The organism is Acinetobacter sp. FDAARGOS_515 (genome assembly GCF_003938865.1).
GTDB classification, from domain to species: Bacteria; Pseudomonadota; Gammaproteobacteria; order Pseudomonadales; family Moraxellaceae; genus Acinetobacter; species Acinetobacter ursingii.
In genome coordinates this window covers 3,461,450-3,478,917 of the sequence record NZ_RKIX01000003.1, presented here as the reverse complement: position 1 = coordinate 3,478,917, position 17,468 = coordinate 3,461,450, and the positions used below count along the sequence as shown (strand labels likewise).

The following is a 17,468-nucleotide window of genomic DNA, read 5'->3' as shown; positions in this document are numbered from 1 at the left end:
CACGTTTTGTAAAAACCGACTTCATAGTTTAGCCATTGTTCATTGAGTTGAATTTCTTCATTTTTACATGAGTTTAAACAAGGATGTAAAACTATGAAGAGGACACTTCTTTTTTTAGGATCAATAGGGCTTTTTAGTAGTATGCCAATGTATGCCTCGGATTTAAGCATTGGCGATCCAAGCACAGATATAGGTCAATTGAAACTTTCTGGCGCAATTCGCACTCGATATATTCATAAGGATTATGTGGTTGAAGCAAATGAAGGTTCAAAAAATGATGACTGGCAACTTGCTGATATTAAAACAGTTTTAATCTATGAAAATCCAGATTGGATTGCATCATTAGATTTGCGTTGCTATCAATATCATCGATTGTGTGACGCATTATTTTTAAAAGATGCATGGGCAGGTTATAAAATTTCAAATCAGCAGCGCATCTCAGTTGGTTTTCAATCAGTCGATTTTGGATTTGGACGACTATGGGGCAATAGCTATTATGAAACTTTGCTCAATACTGTAGGGCTAGAAGATATTCAAAATTTAGGGATGAAGTATCAATTTAAGGATGATCAATACAATTTTATTTTAGGTTTTTATCCTACTGATGGTGGAAATTATAAAGGGACTTCTAAAGATTCCAGTCGTTATAGTGGTAACTTCGTTGAAGCTGATGATTTGACTCAAGGTACTGATATTAATGAGAAAAATATGTGGATCACACGTTTTTCACGGAAATTTGAATTGAATGCTACAGAAAACTTTTCGACTGAAATTGGAGGATCGTACTGGTATTCAGAACTGCAAAATCATCGCACTGATCAACATGGAAATCGTCGTACATGGAGCATTTTTAGCACCACTAATTATCAGGCGTGGCAATGGTTATTTTTATTTGGAGAGCAAAATATCAAAAATGGAGATGATTTGCTGCCAAACACTTCAACGATTGGGGCATTTGATTATCCTTATCAAGTCGCCAATAAAGGCCAATATATGGCTAATGAGATTAATTATACTTTTGCCAAGCCCTTCCATCAGTTAGAAAATATTAAGCCATATGTATCTTATAGTCGTTTCTATAAAGATGAATCTGGATATCAAGATTCTGATCGTTTAATTGCGGGTTTATATTTTAACTATAAAAAAGTGGGAATACAGGGAGAATATATCTTGAGTCGTAATGATCCCATGACAGGTAGTGGTGCAGATGGACTTGCTCAAGGTGATAGTAATCAATGGAATAAGTTATTTTATTTATCGATTGGCTATTATTTCTAAAGCCGTCAATCCCATGTATAAGGCCAGCCAAATTTAATCATGAGGCTGGCTTCTTTGCTACAAAAAGACTTTTTCTGTCTGTTGGGTGATTGGTTCAATCGGTTGGATCAACTGACCACGACTTAGATTCTGAATATGTTGTAAACGGTTGATCAGTTCATTTTGAATAAATAGGATACAGGTCTGTAGTTTAGATGAACTTTTTAAACGTGAAGGATACACCGCCCAAACATCAGCATCTTGCCAGTACTGAGGCAAGATATGCTGTAACTGACCGCTAATCAATTCATCAGCCACATCCCAGATTGAACGTAGGATAATACCATGCCCCTCGGTTGCTAATTGGTGAATAATTTCACCGTTATTAGATACGAAACGTGGAGTAACGTGTACTGACCGATCTTCTGACCAATGACGAAGTTTCCACAGCACTGAGGATTGGTCACGTTCACTAATAGTTAAACAATCATGAGTCCGCAGATCTTCTAGACTTTCAGGTATTCCATTTTTCATTAGATAGCTAGGTGATGCACAGAAAATCCGAAAATTAGATGCTAATTTTTTAGCGATCATATTGGGGGCAATATCATTGCCAATGCGAATATCCAGATCAATGCTGTGTTGAATCAGGTCTTTGGTGTTATCGATGGTATCAAACTGAATTTCGAGTTTGGAATACATGGTCATCAATTTAGATAAGATCGGCGCAATATGCTTTCGCCCAAAACCGAAGCTGCTGACAATGTCGAGATGACCTGTGGGCGTGCTTAAGGGGTTATTCACCAGTTCACTGATTTCATCAAATTCATCCAGAATATTTGATACACGATCCAAAATGAGTTTGCCATCTTCAGTTAAGCTCACGTGTCGAGTACTACGATGAAACAGTTTGCAGTTCAGGTTGGTTTCTAAAATATTGATGCGTTTACTGATAAATGCAGGTGAAGCACCCAGCTCCTCAGCTGAATCGACAAAACTCTTGCGTTTGGCGACTGTGCAAAAAACCTTTAAATCCGATAGGTTAGGTAGATTATTCACGATCCGTGTCCATTGGGGTGATAGTTTTCTTATTGATCATTGTTGCTGAAAACAGCATGTTTACAGCTAAGGATATTAACCAAAGGTGTAAGGGAGCGTTATGGCAAAAAAGTATAAAGTTGCCACGATTGCGGGTGATGGGATTGGTTTAGAAGTTCTACCAGAAGGCATCAAGGTTGTAAAGGCGGCAGTAGATAAATATGGCATTCAAGTTCAAATGGATAGCTTCGATTGGGCCAGCTGCGATTATTACCTTGAACACGGCAAAATGATGCCAGATAACTGGTTCGAAGTCTTACAGGAATATGATGCTATCTTCTTTGGTGCGGTGGGTTGGCCTGAAAAGGTGCCTGATCACATTTCACTATGGGGATCATTACTCCAGTTCCGTCGTTGTTTTGATCAGTATGTGAATTTACGTCCTGTTCGGTTAATGCCTGGGGTGAAATGTCCATTGGCTGGCAAGCAACCGGGCGATATCGATTTTTATGTGGTGCGTGAAAACAGCGAAGGTGAGTATTCTGCCATTGGTGGTAAAGCCTTTGAAGGTACTGATCGTGAGTTTGTCTTGCAGGAAGCGGTGTTTACCCGTCATGGTGTTGACCGTATTTTAAAATATGCATTTGAATTTGCTGATCAGCGTGAGGCTAAAAAAATCACGGCTGCGACCAAATCCAATGGCATTGCAGTCAGCATGCCGTACTGGGACGAACGTGTCGATGAAATGGCAAAACGCTATCCACAGATCAAGGCAGATAAACAGCATGTCGATATTTTAGCGGCACGTTTTGTTCTACAGCCTGAGCGTTTTGATGTGGTGGTGGCATCGAATTTATTTGGTGACATCTTGTCGGATTTAGGCCCTGCATGCACGGGTACCATTGGTTTGGCGGCTTCGGCAAACCTCAACCCTGAACGTAAATTCCCGTCATTGTTTGAGCCTGTACATGGTTCAGCACCTGATATTTACGGTCAGCAAATTGCCAATCCGATTGCGGCGATCTGGTCGGGTGCGATGATGTTGGATTTCTTGGCAGATGGAGATGAGCAGGTCATTCAGGCAGGACAGGAAATCATGCAGGCAATTGAGCATGTGTTGGTGCATGGCCCGAAAACGCCTGATGTCGGTGGAACTGCCAAGACCTATGAAGTGGGTGATGCGATTGCATCCTGTTTGACTCAGCAAAAAATGGATTTATTCGCAATGGAGTAAGTACCCCTGAGGGAATAGTCACTATCCGAGATGGATTGAATAGATATGGATAATCAAATTACAAAACCTTATACAGATAAGACGCTTGCGATCACCAGTCTTGCCGTTGTATTTACATCGGTGGCTGGTTTGGCAATCTACTCATCTGAATCAATACAACTGGCTGCAAAATGGATGCAGTGGACCACGTCGGTGTTTACCACGCCAGTGCTTTTATTTACGTTTTTATCAATTATTTTTACCTTCGGTTTGGCCTTTAGCAAATACGGCAAAATCAAGCTTGGTGAAGGTAAGCCCCAATACAGCACCATGTCATGGATTTTCATGTTCATTTTGTCGGGGATTGGATCTTCTACCTTGTACTGGGGATTTCTAGACTGGGCCTATTACTACCAAACTCCGGGTTTGAATTTAGCCCCTGAATCGGCTGAAGCACTGAAATACAGTGTGGCTTATTCCTTCTTTCACTCCGGTTTGAGTGCATGGTCGATCTATGCTTTGGCATCGATTTCACTGTGTTACAGCTACCATGTCAGAAAGAATAAAGGCCTGAGCTTAGCGTCAATGGTGGAAGCGGTCACTGGCTTTAAAGCGACAGGACCTGTTGGACGTGTCGTTGATCTGATGTTCTTGCTGTGTATGTTTGGTGCCTTGACCATTTCACTGGTTTTGACTGCGGTCACTTTTACCAACATTCTGTCGCAACTCACGGGTATTCCCAATACCTTCATGACCAAAGTCATCATTATATTGGCGGTGTCGGTGTTATTTGCACTCAGCTCCTATGTCGGTATGGATAAAGGCATGCAGCGTTTGAGTCATATGGTGTGCTTGGGTGTGGTGCTGTTCGCGATCTACGTGCTCTGCTTTGGGCCAACCCAATTCATTATGAATAATTCATTGATGAGTTTTGGTCTGATGGCGACTAACTTTGTCGATATGAGTCTGTTTACCGACCCGATGGGCGATGGAAAATTCACCCGTGAATGGACGGTGTTCTATTGGTTATGGTGGATTTCTTATGCACCCGGTGTCGCGCTATTCGTAACACGTGTCTCAAAAGGCCGTACCATTAAAGAAGTGATTCTTGCCATGGTCATCGGCGGTAGCGTTGGTTTATGGTTCATCTTTGGCGTATTTGAAAATTACAGCGTTCATAGCTTTATTCACGGCATGGTCAATGTGCCGCAAATCTTGAGTCAGCAAGGCGGTGAAGTGGCAATTGGTCAACTGTTGGGCTTATTGCCAGCAGGCAAGCTGATGATGTGGTTGTTCCTTGGCATTATGGTGATTTTCCTTGCAGCACATATGGATGCGGTGGGCTATGCGGTTTCTGCAACCTGTACCCGTGGTTTAAGTGAAGGGCAAGATCCATCTCCGAATGCGCGTTTGTTTTGGTGTCTGATGTTAACCCTAGTGCCGATTGCGATGATCTTCTCTAAGGCGCCGTTAGACACCATGAAAACTGCGACGATTGTGACTGCCTTGCCGTTTATTGTGATTATTCTGGTGCAGACTTATGGTTTGGTGAAGTGGCTGATTGAGGATTATTCCAAGGTGCCATCACATTTGATCGAGCAGAGTAGCTTTAGTGAGCTGGAAGCCCTTGAGCATACTGATTCAAATCAACAGATGCAGATTGATATTGCTGCAACACCACTTGCACATAAAAGTAGTCAAAAGGAATTGTTATGACACAGCAACCGAACACGCGCTATGAGTTAAGCGAAGAAATGCAAAGTCTGGTGTATTGGAGCAGCATTTATTCAGCAGCGGATAACGATATTGATTCAATTCGTGCAGCCTACGATGCCATGTGCCTGCATTACACCTTGCCACGCGATGGTGCGGTCAATATTGAAGATAAAACCGTTGCGCATGCCACTCATCCCGTCAGTGTTCGGTTGTATTCCCCACTGGGTGAGGCACCTGAAGCGGGTTGGCCTTGTATTCTGTTTATCCATGGTGGTGGCTGGATGCTGGGTAATCTAGATTCACATGAATTTATTACTCGCTATTTATGTCGTGATCTGAATGTTGCAGTACTGAGTGTGGATTATCGTTTGGTACCAGAACATCATTTTCCCGCTGCTTATGAAGACTGTGAAACGGTCTATCACTGGCTCCGCGCGCATGGCGCAGACTGGAACATTGATCCAACGCAGATTGTGTTAGCTGGCGACAGTGCAGGAGGCAATTTAGCTGCGGCATTGGCGGTTCAGTTACAACATACAGGTGTGCAGGCTTGTGGTTTGGCTTTGATCTATCCATGTTTGGGCAGCAGTTTTGATACTGCGTCTTGTCAGCAACATGCACGGGCGCCGTTACTGACACTCGAGGAAATGCATTATTACTTAAGTGAATATGCACTGAATGCAAGCGACTGGCAGGACACTCGTTTAACACCACTTTTGGCAGAAGATTTGAGTGACATGCCACGTAGCTTTGTTGCGGTGGCTGAATACGATCCACTGAGTGACGATGGGCGTATTTTTGTGGACAAGTTAAAACAAGCCAATATTGCCGCCGAGTTTTATCTCGGCAAAGGATTACTACATGGCAGTTTACGTTTAGTACGGGATTGTCCTGTGGTGCAGGATTTATATCAGCAGATGCTGAGTTCGTTAAAGCAAATGTTCAAGTGATTTGAACATCAGCCAATTTTGATAAAACGGTCTTTAGGACAAAACATTTTAATGGAGTAAAACCATGAATGCAGTTGAAAAATTACCAGAAGATTTCTGTTCAAACCCAGATGTGGCATGGACATTTCCAAAAGTGTTCTATACCTCATCTCAGGTGTTTGAGCGTGAAAAAGAAGAAATTTTTGCGAAAAGTTGGATTTGCGTGGCACATGGCAGTGAAGTCGCCCAAGCCAATGACTATATTACCCGTAAGGTAATTGGTGAAAATATTATCGTGATTCGCGGCAAAGACAGCGTATTACGTGCATTTTATAATGTCTGCCCGCATCGTGGCCATGAGTTGTTAAATGGCAGTGGCAAAGCCAAAAATGTGATTACCTGTCCGTATCATGCATGGACATTCAAGCTGGATGGGAGTTTGGCATTGGCGCGTAACTGTGATCATGTCGAATCTTTCGACAAGCAAAACTCAAGCATGGTGCCGTTAAAAGTTGAGGAATATGGTGGTTTTGTCTTTATCAATATGGATGAAAATGCCACTTGTGTTGAAGATCAGTTGCCAGAGTTTGCACAAAAACTGAATGAAGCTTGTGCGGTCATTAAAGACTTGAAACTGGCTGCACGTTTCGTAACGGAAACACCTGCCAACTGGAAAGTGATCGTGGATAACTATTTAGAATGTTATCACTGCGGCCCTGCACATCCGGGCTTTGCCGACTCGGTACAGGTGGATAAATACTGGCACACCACCCATCAAAACTGGACGCTGCAATATGGTTATGCACGTTCTTCAGAAAAGTCATTCAAGCTTGATCCATCAGTCAAAGATCCAACTTTTAGCGGTTTCTGGACTTGGCCGTGCACTATGTTTAACGTTCCACCCGGCGCAAATTTCATGACCGTGATCTATGAATTTCCGATGGATGCGGAAACCACTTTGCAGCACTACGATATTTTCTTTACCAATGAAGAGTTGACCCAAGATCAGAAAGATTTGATCGAATGGTATCGCAATGTCTTCCGTCCTGAAGACCTTGAACTGGTTGAAAGTGTACAACGTGGCTTGAAATCACGTGGCTATCGCGGTCAGGGCCGTATCATGACCGATAAGCAACGTTCAGGCATCAGTGAGCATGGTATCGCGTATTTCCAGAATCTTGTTGCACAGTACCACAAGTAATTTTGTATCAGGCTCATTAAGGGTACGGTGAAGATAAGGCCGTACCTTGCTTTCAATCGATAGGATCATGACATGTCAAGTTTGCAAGGAAGTCAATTATTTCAACAACGCGGATTGATTAATGGCCAGTGGGTCAATGCGCAAACCAATGCCACCATTGCTGTGACCAATCCAGCCACGGGTGAAGAAATTGGCTTGATTCCGAATATGGGTGCTGCGGAAGCCACTGAAGCGGTTGAAGTAGCATATCAGGCTTTAGCATCGTGGAAAGGATTAACGGCACAAAAACGTGCAGATCTGTTATTGGCTTGGCATCAACTGGTTTTGAGTCATGCTGATGAACTGGCACGCATTATGACTATTGAGCAGGGGAAACCTTTAGCCGAAGCATTGGGTGAAGTGAAATATGCCGCTTCATTTATTCAATGGTTTGCCGAAGAAGGCAAACGCGTTTATGGCGATGTGATTCCGACCACCAACAGTCAGCAGCGTTTTATTGTGACCAAAGAGCCTGTCGGCGTGGTTGCAGCCATTACGCCGTGGAATTTCCCGATTGCGATGATTACCCGTAAAGCAGCACCGGCTTTGGCAGCGGGCTGTAGCATTGTGATCAAACCTGCCAATGAAACGCCGTATTGCGCACTTGCGCTTGCCAAGCTGGCAGAGATGGCAGGTATCCCAGCGGGTGTCATTAATGTGGTGACAGGCAAATCACAAGAGATTGGTTCGGTCTTTACTAGCCATGAAAAAGTCAAAAAACTGACCTTTACCGGTTCTACACCTGTGGGTCGTTTATTGATGCAGCAATGTTCAGGTACCATTAAAAAGTTAGCTTTGGAATTGGGCGGCAATGCACCATTAATCATCTTTGATGATGCCGATCTGGATAAAGCGGTACAAGGTGCAATCTTTGCCAAGTTCCGTAATGCAGGGCAAACCTGTGTTTGTGCCAATCGAATCTACGTACACGACAAGGTTTATCAGGCCTTTACCGAGAAATTTGTGCAAGAAGTACAAAAATTCAAAATCGGCAATGGTTTGGAAGCGAATGTGCAGATTGGGCCATTAATCAATGACAAAGCGGTGTTGAAAGCAAAACAGTTGATTGATGATGCCTGTGGCAAAGGTGCCCAAGTGGCGTGCGGTGGTCAACAACATGCACTTGGACAAACTTTCTTCGAACCAACGGTTCTAACCGATGTTTCGCGTGATATGGACATTGTTCAGGAAGAAATTTTTGGCCCTGTAGCCCCTTTAATTCGCTTTACAGATGAAGCGGATGTGGTGGCGCAAGCCAACGATACCATTTTTGGTTTAGCGGCTTATGTGTATAGCGAAAATATTTCACGGATTTGGCGTGTCGCTGAACAGCTGGAATATGGCATGGTTGGAATGAACTCAACGGCTATTTCCAATGAAGTTGTACCATTTGGTGGTGTCAAACAGTCAGGTGTGGGGCGTGAAGGTTCTAAATACGGTTTAGAAGAATTTATGACTATTAAATATATGTGTTTAGGATTGTAGAGACACAGTGGATTGGGCTGTTTTCGAGGACAGCCCAATCTACAATATGTGTTTAAAACTAGAGAATGCTTAGATGAGCAGAATGTGGTAAAGAGGATTTAGACATGGCTAGTCATTATGAAATGTTTGCATCAGTGGTCACACGGGTAGAGCAACTGACTCCACTAATCAAACGGTTTACATTTAAACGTCAGGACGGACAAAATTTCCCTCAATTCAATGGTGGTAGTCATATTATTGTGAAAATGAATGACCAGCTATCCAATGCCTATTCATTGATGAGCTGTGCTCAAGATCTATCGACTTACCAAGTCTGTGTCCGTAAAGATATTGAAGGTAAAGGTGGTTCAGTTTTTATGCATGATCAATGCAATGAAGGCTGTGAGATTCTTATTTCTGAACCGAAGAATTTGTTTCCATTGGCGGCAGATGGTGAGAAACATATTTTAATTGCGGGAGGTATCGGGATTACTCCGTTTGTACCGCAAATGGATGAGTTGGCTGTACGCGGTGCTGATTATGAATTGCATTATGCCTATCGTTCGTCAGAGCATGCTGCACTCTTAGAAGAGCTCAAACAAAAACATGCTGAACATATTTTCAGCTATATCGATTCGGATGGAAAATGTCTTGATCTGAATCAATTGATTGGGTCTCAACCCAAAGGTACGCATGTGTATGTGTGTGGGCCTAAGCCAATGATTGATGCGGTGATCGATCGTTGTAATTATCATCGTTACCGCGATGAATATATTCATTGGGAACAGTTTGCATCTACTGTACCAGAAGAAGGTGAAGCATTCACAGTGGTACTTGCGAAATCCAATCAACAAGTCGAAGTTCAAGCTAATCAAACCATTTTACAGGCAATTGAACTCCTCAACATTGATGTGGAGTGTTTATGTCGTGAAGGGGTGTGTGGGACTTGTGAAACCATGATTCTGGAAGGTGAGGCAGAGCATTTCGATCAGTATCTGAGTGATGATGAAAAAGCATCACAGCAGTCCATGATGATCTGCGTGTCACGTGCTAAAGGGAAAAAATTAGTATTGAATTTATAAGTTGTATGGATTAGAAAGATAGCTTGATCAAGAATGATTTCTTTTAAAAGTATAATTCAAAGTGAGAATACTTGGTCTAAAGTTGTTTTACTCAAAGACATTAGACTTCTTTCATAATTGTTTAGACCCTCTTTATTTTTCTCCTCTATGGGAGAATAATCAAGAGGATTTAAACAATGATCAAAGCGGTCTCCTGCATAATTAAAATAAAATATTTAGAGTTCATCTGCTTTCACTACTACATATGTAATCCTTTCAAGTAATGCTGTTAAATCTTGTGTGAAACACTATGCCTTTGTCCTGATTCATTCCATGATAAATGTGAATAAACGATTGAGTATTTATAATGAAATACTGTAAAGATAAGGCGTCAATTTTTTTTAAATTATCATTAATTGTATGTAGTGTTGTTGCAGGAATAACGCATGCAAGTTCAGATCAGGCATGGAAACAGCACGATCAGGCGATTAAAACTGCATGTGCGAAAGCCAGTACCTTAAAAAATGTAAAAGCAGTCAGCGATATTATGTTATTTGATGATCGTGTGGGTTATTCGGCTGTAGTCCTAGAAGGAAATTATCCGCAGAAACATATGAAGAATCAAAAAGGACGTGAACTTTGCTTGTATCAAAGACAACAGAAAAGAGCAGTCGTCACACCAGCTGATAGTCTTTTAACAATAAAAAAATAAAACCGAATCATGTCTAACTCGGTTTTATTCATATTTGCGGAAAAGAAGGATATAAAGATTCAGTTATTGTTTCATAGCCGACTTATCTGAATCATTTAAAATTTGACTGTGGGTTTTAGGTTTGATCAGTGGTGAAGTTGGACGAGGTTGATGTTCAGTGTTTGAAAATTGAAAACCTATACCTGCATCTATGTCATCCGCTGCAATTTCAGTTTCAAAACGCTCTTTATCCAATTCTCGTATTTCTTTGGTGATCGCGTGGATTTCACTACTCTCTACTCCCAAAGCATCAAGTGTGGCACCGCCAAACAGCAATGCTGATTCAAAGGTTTCACGAATTTGGTAATCGACATCTTTTTTGACCAATGATAATGAATGTTCACGGTCATAAGAGCGCACTAACAATTTGGCCAGTGGAAATTCATGTTTGACTAATTCAACGATACGGTTGGTCGTTTCTTTATCATCCACACATACCATAATTGCCTGAGCATTTGCGGCTCCAGATGCATGCAAAATATCTAAACGAGTCCCATCACCATAATAAATTTTGAAACCAAATTTTGTGGCATTTTGAATCATGTTGATATCAGTGTCGATCAATGTGACATCCACGCCACGCGCCAGTAAAAGCTGACTGGCAACTTGCCCAAAACGTCCAAATCCGATGAGTAGTACACGTCCATGTAAATTATTGGCGACTTCGATATGGTCAAGAGAGGCAGAACTCTTTGGACTGATGAAACGTTTGGCCAAAATACCAAGCAGGGGGGTAAAAATCATGGACAAAACCACAATCGCCGTGAGATTGGATTTGATCGTTTCATCAATCACTTGCGCACTTGCGGCGGCTGTAAAAAGCACAAATGCAAACTCACCCCCTTGTGCCATCAGTACCGCACGATCTAGAGCAACTGCATGACTACTTTTCGTGAGACGCGCGACAAAATAAATGAGGACAGCTTTGGTGAACATCAACGCAATGACGCTACTGAGAATAAGGAGCCAGTTATTTTGTACAACCGATAGATTAAGTGACATTCCTACACTAAGGAAAAATAGACCTAATAAAATACCGCGAAATGGTTCAATATCAGCTTCAATCTGATGACGAAAAGTCGATTGAGAGAGTAAAACACCTGCAAGGAATGCGCCCATTGCCATAGACAAACCACTAACTTGCATGAGTAATGCTGCGCCTAAAACGACCAACAATGCTGCGGCTGTCATGACTTCACGCGCTTTGGCAGCCGCCAGAACTTTAAATAATGGATTGAGCAGCCAACAGCCAGCCGCAATGAGACCTGCGATAGCTACCAGTGCAATCCCGATATCTTTTAAACGATCTGGTGTACTTTCAACCACTTGATTCGGAGACATAAAGGCAACAATGGCGAGCAATGGCACAATCAGTAGATCTTCAAACAATAAAATAGCGACAATTTTTTGGCCATTGGGCTGACTTAAATCACCACGATCTCCCAAAATTTGCATCACGATGGCCGTTGAAGTGAGAACAAAACCTGCCGCACCAATAAAGGCAATTTGCCATGCAAAACCATACAGTAAACCAATTGCAGTGAGTCCTATTGTACAAAACGTAATTTGTAGTGTGCCTAGACCAAAAATATCACGTCGCATATTCCATAAATGAGAAGGCTGCATCTCCATCCCAATGATAAAGAGATACATGACAATGCCGAGTTCAGCGATATGTAAAATAGAAGCGGGATCATGGATAAACGCAAAACCAAATGGACCAATAATTAAGCCTGCAATAAGATAACCAAGGACTGATCCAAGCCCTAAGCGTTTAAAAATTGGGACTGCGATCACAGCCGCAGCCAGTAAAATAACAGGGCTGAGTAGTCCTAGAGAATGTGCTTCTGCTGCCATGAAAATGTGTCCAAAGAACAAAATGGTGTTAAAAAAGAAATCATCATTGTTTATATGTCAGATAGATCATAACAATCTTTTACTGTTATATAGAGAAAACTTGAGTTTTTAACTCAAGTTTTTCTGAAAATTTGCTTAAATTTATTGATAAATTAGTGAAAATCATAAAAAGACTTTGAAAGATTTGAAATTAAAATGATTAAAAAATCATAAAACGTTCAAAATATTGTACTAATACAGCTTGATCTAATCATCTTACTTTATTCATTTATCATTATAAAAATTAGAGATTGATGGCGGTATTGCTTGATTGAATTACCCGTTAGATCGATCTGTAATAATAAAATTTATTCTAAACTGATATCTGTGGGACAAAGAGAATTTGATCAATATGAAAGTGATTTTATGATTGATTTAAAGCGAATAGTGATAATCGAAAATTAAAATAATTTTTGTCTTTAAGGATAAATATACACGACATTTTATGACGTTTAACAGAAAAAATGATGTAAAACAAAAACGGACGTATGTTAATTTAGTTAATAACATCAAAGCAATACGATGATAAAAATGGAACAACTTTCACCATCAGACTTAAAAGCGATATTACATTCTAAGCGAGCCAATCTTTATTATCTTGAACATTGCAGAGTCATGCAAAAAGATGGTCGCGTTTTATATTTAACTGAGGCCAAAAACGAAAACCAATACTGGAATATTCCGATTGCCAATACCACAGTAATTTTATTAGGAACGGGGACATCGATTACCCAAGCAGCCATGCGAATGCTTGCCAGTGCAGGGGTATTGGTGGGGTTTACAGGTGGAGGTGGGACGCCACTGTTTATGGGATCTGAAATTGAATGGATGATGCCACAAAGTGAATATCGACCCACGGAGTACATGCAAGGCTGGATGAGTTTTTGGTTTGACGATGCTAAACGTTTGGAAGTGGCAAAAGCTTTTCAAATAGCCCGTATCGAGTTTATCCGCAGAATCTGGGCAAAAGACAAAGACCTCAAAGATGAGGGCTTCTATCTTGATGATGCAGATATCGAACAAGCTTTAACTAGTTTTGAAAAGAAAATTCCACATCAAAGCAAAGTCGGTGATTTGTTGCTTGCTGAAGCGCAGACGACCAAGCAACTTTATAAAATCGCAGCGACGCGTTGCAAACTCAGTTTTGAACGAAATCCTGAACAAGGGGATTTAGCGAATGACTTTTTGAATCATGGCAATTATCTGGCTTATGGACTGGCAGCAACCACACTTTGGGTATTAGGTATTTCACACAGTTTTGCAGTCATGCATGGCAAAACCCGTCGTGGTGCATTAGTGTTTGATGTGGCTGATTTAATAAAGGATGCAGTGGTTTTACCGTGGGCTTTTATTTGTGCAAAAGAGGGGATGTCTGAGCAGGAGTTTCGTCAGCAGCTTTTGCAGAAATTTACAGAATATCGGTGTCTGGACTGGATGTTTGAACAGGTGAAATTACAGGCGTGTCGAAACTTTCCAAATTTGGAGAGCGAATTATGATTGTCACCTTTATTTCCCAATGCGAAAAGAAAGCGATTCCTCGAACTCGTCGTGTGTTAGATGCATTTGCTGATCGTATTGGGGATAACACATGGCAAACAGTCATTACGGAAGATGGTTTGATTGCTGTTAAAAAATTGTTGAGAAAGACTGTCACTAAAAGTACGGCAGTCAGTTGCCACTGGATTCGTGGTCGTCGTAGAAGTGAATTGATGTGGATTGTAGGGAATCGGAACAAATTTAATAATGAAGGCATAGTCCCTGTAAATACTACACAGAAAAAATTAGATCAAAATAAATGGGAAAACGATTGGCATTATTTGCCCTTAATCAAAGCATTGGTGGCGGTATCTGCTTTATTGCATGATTGGGGTAAAGCTACTGTTTTATTTCAAGAAAAATTACAGCGCAAAAGTAAAAATGCAAAAAAGGGTGATCCGTTAAGACATGAATGGATTTCTTGTTTATTACTCAATGCTTTGGTGCAATCGTCAGGAAATAATCAGTCTGATGAAGCATGGCTAGGTTTACTCATGCAACACAGTTGGGATGAACAAACACTTAAAAATACGTTATTGCAAAATTCTGATCAATCAAAAGTGCTTGACCAACTCCCGCCATTGGCGCAATTGGTGGCATGGTTGATTGTTTCACATCATCGGTTGCCTGCATTAGATGAAAAATCTCGTAGAGAATATGCGGATATAAAAAAAGACACGTTCGACAGTTTATTCAAAAGTATTAAATCAAATTGGGGATATCAAAATAAACAGGATGAAACGGAGTACAAGCAACGTTTAAAGCTATGTTTCGAGTTTGAACAAGGACTATTAAGCCAATCGGTTGAATGGACAACACAGTTAAAAAAATGGTCAGGTCGTTTAGTTCAAGAATTAAGCTCATTAGAGCAAATTTTTAAAGATGGCAGTTGGCGAGTCGTTTTACACCATGCTCGACTCTGCTTAATGTTAGGCGATCATTATTATTCATCTTGTAATGCTGATTTAAATTGGAAAACCAGTTTATCGCTCATAGCGAATACCGATCCAAAAACGAAAGAGGGCAAACAAAAGCTTGATGAGCATTTGGTGCGTGTCAGTGATAATGCCATGCGAGTCGCGCAGTCTTTGAGTCGTTTGGCTGACGAGATGGAACCCGCTTATGACTTGAAAAAGCTAAAAAAGAAAAGCCCAGAAGGTTTTGAATGGCAAGATCAAGCGGTTAAAGGCATTCAGCAATTTATCCAGAAAAATGAAATTGCAGCCGATAAAGGCTGGTTTATTGTCAATATGGCCAGTACAGGTAAAGGCAAAACCATTGCCAATGCCAAAATTATGCAGGCTCTTTCGAAAGATGCGCAATCATTACGCTATATTTTGGCATTAGGGTTAAGAACTTTAACTTTACAAACGGGTGATTCTTATCAACATGATATTGGTTTAGCTAAAGATGAGTTGGCAATTCTAATTGGCTCAAAAGCAGTGCAGGAATTACATCAACAAAAAAATAAAGCGAGTCATGAATCTGAAGAGGCGGATATTGAGGAATTAGGTTCGGAGTCTTTAGAAGAATTATTAGGCAATGAACTGATTTATGACAATATGCCTCAAGCTGATTTTATGGATGCACTATTCCCTCAACATCAAGCCGAGCGCAACAAAGCTTTTTTATATAAACCTGTTTTAGTCTGTACCATTGATCACATTATCTCGGCAACTGAAACCAAACGAGGTGGAAAATATATTTTACCGAGCTTGCGATTATCATCATCCGATTTAGTGATTGATGAAGTGGATGATTTTAATGGGCAAGATTTAATTGCGATTGCGCGACTGGTGCACTTGGCAGGCATGCTTGGACGTAAAGTCATGATTTCATCGGCAACCATTCCACCTGCTTTAGCAGAAGGGTTTTTCAATGCGTACCAGCAAGGGTGGCAGTTGTATTGTGCATTTAAAAAAATAAAAAAAACAGATGTGCAGTGTATGTGGGTCGATGAGTTTAAAACGCAAATTCAATCGATTGACTTACTTGAGCCAAAAAATAGTATTCAAAACTATCAAACGGCGCATGCTCAATTTGTGAAAATCCGTGCAGATGCCTTAAATCAGCAAATCATTAAGCACAAAGCTTATATTGTTGATTGTAAGGATTTGGTGGCTGAAAAAGAACAGCCCCGTTTAGAAGAAAGTATTCAACAGCAATATTTCAAACGAATCAAAATTGAAGCTGAAAAGCTGCATCAAGCACATCATAGTATTGATGCCAAAACTGGGAAAAAAGTTTCTTTTGGCGTGATACGTGTTGCCAATATTTCGCCTTGTGTTGCACTCACCCGATATTTGTTAAACGCCGAATGGTCGGAAAATGTTGCACCACGGGTGATGGCTTATCATAGTCGGCAGGTGCTATTATTGCGTAGTAAACAAGAACAACATTTAGATGAAACGCTGAAACGTAAAGAAAAACAGGGTGAACAGCCTAAGGCATTTTTAGAAACAGGCAATGATGGCGTTATTCGTCAACATTTAGATACCACAGATTGCGGTGATGTAATTTTTATTCTCGTTGCAACACCAGTTGAAGAAGTCGGACGAGATCATGATTTTGATTGGGCTATTATCGAGCCATCATCTTATCGTTCGATTATTCAGTTAGCAGGGCGTGTTTTACGACATCGTAAATTAGAACAAGATATTCAGCAGTCGAATATTGCGTTGATGCAATATAATCTGAAAGGTCTACGTGGGGCGAAAGTTGCTTTTGAAAAACCAGGGTTTGAGGTTGATTCTGCTAAAGCGAATTTTATTTTGGAGACAAAAGATTTATCTAAACTGATTGATATTGAAAATCTAGTACAAGTTAATGCCATTCCAAGAATTCGAGCCAATGAGCCTTTGCAGGCAATTAAAAACTTGGCAGATCTTGAGCATGCGGTCATGATTGATGCGCTTACATCATATCAAAAACAAGGTGCTAAACCCTTGAATGCATGGTTGACGCAAAAATGGTTTTTAACCGCATTGCCGCAGCAATTTACGCCATTTCGACAGAGTACCGCCAACATTCAGCTTTTTGCTGTGTTGAAAAATGGCAAGCTTGCATTTTGTGAACGAGATGATTTTGGTGAGTATATTGATCGTAGTGGTCTCTACAAGATTAAGCCGTATGAATTAAATGTCATTGAACAACAGCGATTATGGTTAAATCGTGATTATCACGACATTTTAAGTTGTATGGCACTTGATAAATTAAATGAAAATGAGGATATTAATGCAAAGATTGAAAAATTATCAAGGCGTTATGGGGAAGTTATGTTGCCCAAATATGATGAAGATAAGCAGTTAAATTATTCAGAACAATTTGGACTAATCATTTTATAGTAATAACAATATAGGGGGAAAGT

12 protein-coding genes are annotated in these 17,468 nt (G+C 40.8%); 10 read left to right on the top strand and 2 right to left on the bottom strand.

Annotated elements, in window-relative coordinates; genetic code table 11:
• Positions 1 to 93: 93 nt before the first annotated feature.
• Positions 94 to 1,278: a hypothetical protein gene (locus tag EGS47_RS18145; protein ID WP_005003472.1), complete on the top strand. Its 1,185-nt coding sequence runs from the start codon at positions 94 to 96 to the stop codon at positions 1,276 to 1,278.
• Positions 1,279 to 1,335: 57 nt separating this feature from the next.
• On the opposite strand, the gene EGS47_RS18140 is transcribed toward EGS47_RS18145, so the two are convergent.
• Positions 1,336 to 2,316 (bottom strand): LysR family transcriptional regulator, encoded by a 981-nt coding sequence (locus EGS47_RS18140; protein WP_044435868.1) that lies wholly within the window; start codon positions 2,314 to 2,316, stop codon positions 1,336 to 1,338.
• A 100-nt stretch (positions 2,317 to 2,416) separates the two neighbouring features.
• On the opposite strand from EGS47_RS18140, the gene EGS47_RS18135 reads away from it, so the two are divergent.
• The 7 genes from EGS47_RS18135 (at position 2,417) to EGS47_RS18105 (ending at position 10,630) form a co-directional block, all read left to right on the top strand.
• Entirely contained in the window at positions 2,417 to 3,529 is a 1,113-nt protein-coding gene (locus EGS47_RS18135; RefSeq protein ID WP_049175173.1) for a tartrate dehydrogenase, read from the top strand.
• Between the two features lie 39 nt (positions 3,530 to 3,568).
• Positions 3,569 to 5,224 carry a BCCT family transporter gene (locus EGS47_RS18130; protein WP_162897688.1) on the top strand — a complete coding sequence of 552 codons (1,656 nt, stop codon included), beginning with the start codon at positions 3,569 to 3,571 and terminating at the stop codon, positions 5,222 to 5,224.
• Positions 5,221 to 6,174 carry an alpha/beta hydrolase gene (locus EGS47_RS18125; RefSeq protein ID WP_125269127.1) on the top strand — a complete coding sequence of 318 codons (954 nt, stop codon included), beginning with the start codon at positions 5,221 to 5,223 and terminating at the stop codon, positions 6,172 to 6,174. The genes EGS47_RS18130 and EGS47_RS18125 overlap by 4 nt, the downstream gene beginning before the upstream one ends.
• A 64-nt stretch (positions 6,175 to 6,238) precedes the next feature.
• Positions 6,239 to 7,354, top strand: a complete 1,116-nt coding sequence (cntA, locus tag EGS47_RS18120) for a carnitine monooxygenase subunit alpha (protein ID WP_125269856.1) — start codon at positions 6,239 to 6,241, stop codon at positions 7,352 to 7,354.
• A gap of 72 nt (positions 7,355 to 7,426) precedes the next feature.
• The gene (locus EGS47_RS18115; protein WP_125269855.1) at positions 7,427 to 8,878 is read left to right on the top strand and encodes an NAD-dependent succinate-semialdehyde dehydrogenase; all 1,452 of its coding nucleotides are present in this window, start codon (positions 7,427 to 7,429) and stop codon (positions 8,876 to 8,878) included.
• Between the two features lie 104 nt (positions 8,879 to 8,982).
• Positions 8,983 to 9,939, top strand: coding sequence for a carnitine monooxygenase, reductase subunit CntB (gene cntB / locus EGS47_RS18110; RefSeq protein WP_004990099.1), 957 nt, complete (start codon positions 8,983 to 8,985; stop codon positions 9,937 to 9,939).
• A 346-nt stretch (positions 9,940 to 10,285) separates the two neighbouring features.
• Entirely contained in the window at positions 10,286 to 10,630 is a 345-nt protein-coding gene (locus EGS47_RS18105) for a hypothetical protein (protein WP_004990097.1), read from the top strand.
• A 63-nt stretch (positions 10,631 to 10,693) separates the two neighbouring features.
• On the opposite strand, the gene EGS47_RS18100 is transcribed toward EGS47_RS18105, so the two are convergent.
• Complete coding sequence (locus EGS47_RS18100) at positions 10,694 to 12,526, bottom strand: monovalent cation:proton antiporter-2 (CPA2) family protein (RefSeq protein ID WP_004990095.1); 1,833 nt, start codon at positions 12,524 to 12,526, stop codon at positions 10,694 to 10,696.
• Between the two features lie 570 nt (positions 12,527 to 13,096).
• Here EGS47_RS18100 and cas1f point away from each other — a divergent pair.
• Together cas1f and cas3f are read left to right on the top strand one after the other, a co-directional pair.
• Positions 13,097 to 14,062, top strand: coding sequence for a type I-F CRISPR-associated endonuclease Cas1f (cas1f, locus tag EGS47_RS18095; RefSeq protein ID WP_004990093.1), 966 nt, complete (start codon positions 13,097 to 13,099; stop codon positions 14,060 to 14,062).
• Positions 14,059 to 17,445 carry a type I-F CRISPR-associated helicase Cas3f gene (cas3f, locus tag EGS47_RS18090; protein WP_125269854.1) on the top strand — a complete coding sequence of 1,129 codons (3,387 nt, stop codon included), beginning with the start codon at positions 14,059 to 14,061 and terminating at the stop codon, positions 17,443 to 17,445. Before cas1f ends, cas3f begins: the two co-directional genes overlap by 4 nt.
• Positions 17,446 to 17,468: the final 23 nt, after the last annotated feature.

Coding starts and splice junctions, on each gene's coding strand:
- EGS47_RS18145 (WP_005003472.1), top strand. CDS start 94: ATGAAGAGGACACTTCTTTTTTTAGGATCAATAGGGCTTTTTAGTAGT.
- EGS47_RS18135 (WP_049175173.1), top strand. CDS start 2,417: ATGGCAAAAAAGTATAAAGTTGCCACGATTGCGGGTGATGGGATTGGT.
- EGS47_RS18125 (WP_125269127.1), top strand. CDS start 5,221: ATGACACAGCAACCGAACACGCGCTATGAGTTAAGCGAAGAAATGCAA.
- cntA (WP_125269856.1), top strand. CDS start 6,239: ATGAATGCAGTTGAAAAATTACCAGAAGATTTCTGTTCAAACCCAGAT.
- EGS47_RS18115 (WP_125269855.1), top strand. CDS start 7,427: ATGTCAAGTTTGCAAGGAAGTCAATTATTTCAACAACGCGGATTGATT.
- cntB (WP_004990099.1), top strand. CDS start 8,983: ATGGCTAGTCATTATGAAATGTTTGCATCAGTGGTCACACGGGTAGAG.
- EGS47_RS18105 (WP_004990097.1), top strand. CDS start 10,286: ATGAAATACTGTAAAGATAAGGCGTCAATTTTTTTTAAATTATCATTA.
- EGS47_RS18100 (WP_004990095.1), bottom strand. CDS start 12,526: ATGGCAGCAGAAGCACATTCTCTAGGACTACTCAGCCCTGTTATTTTA.
- cas1f (WP_004990093.1), top strand. CDS start 13,097: ATGGAACAACTTTCACCATCAGACTTAAAAGCGATATTACATTCTAAG.
- cas3f (WP_125269854.1), top strand. CDS start 14,059: ATGATTGTCACCTTTATTTCCCAATGCGAAAAGAAAGCGATTCCTCGA.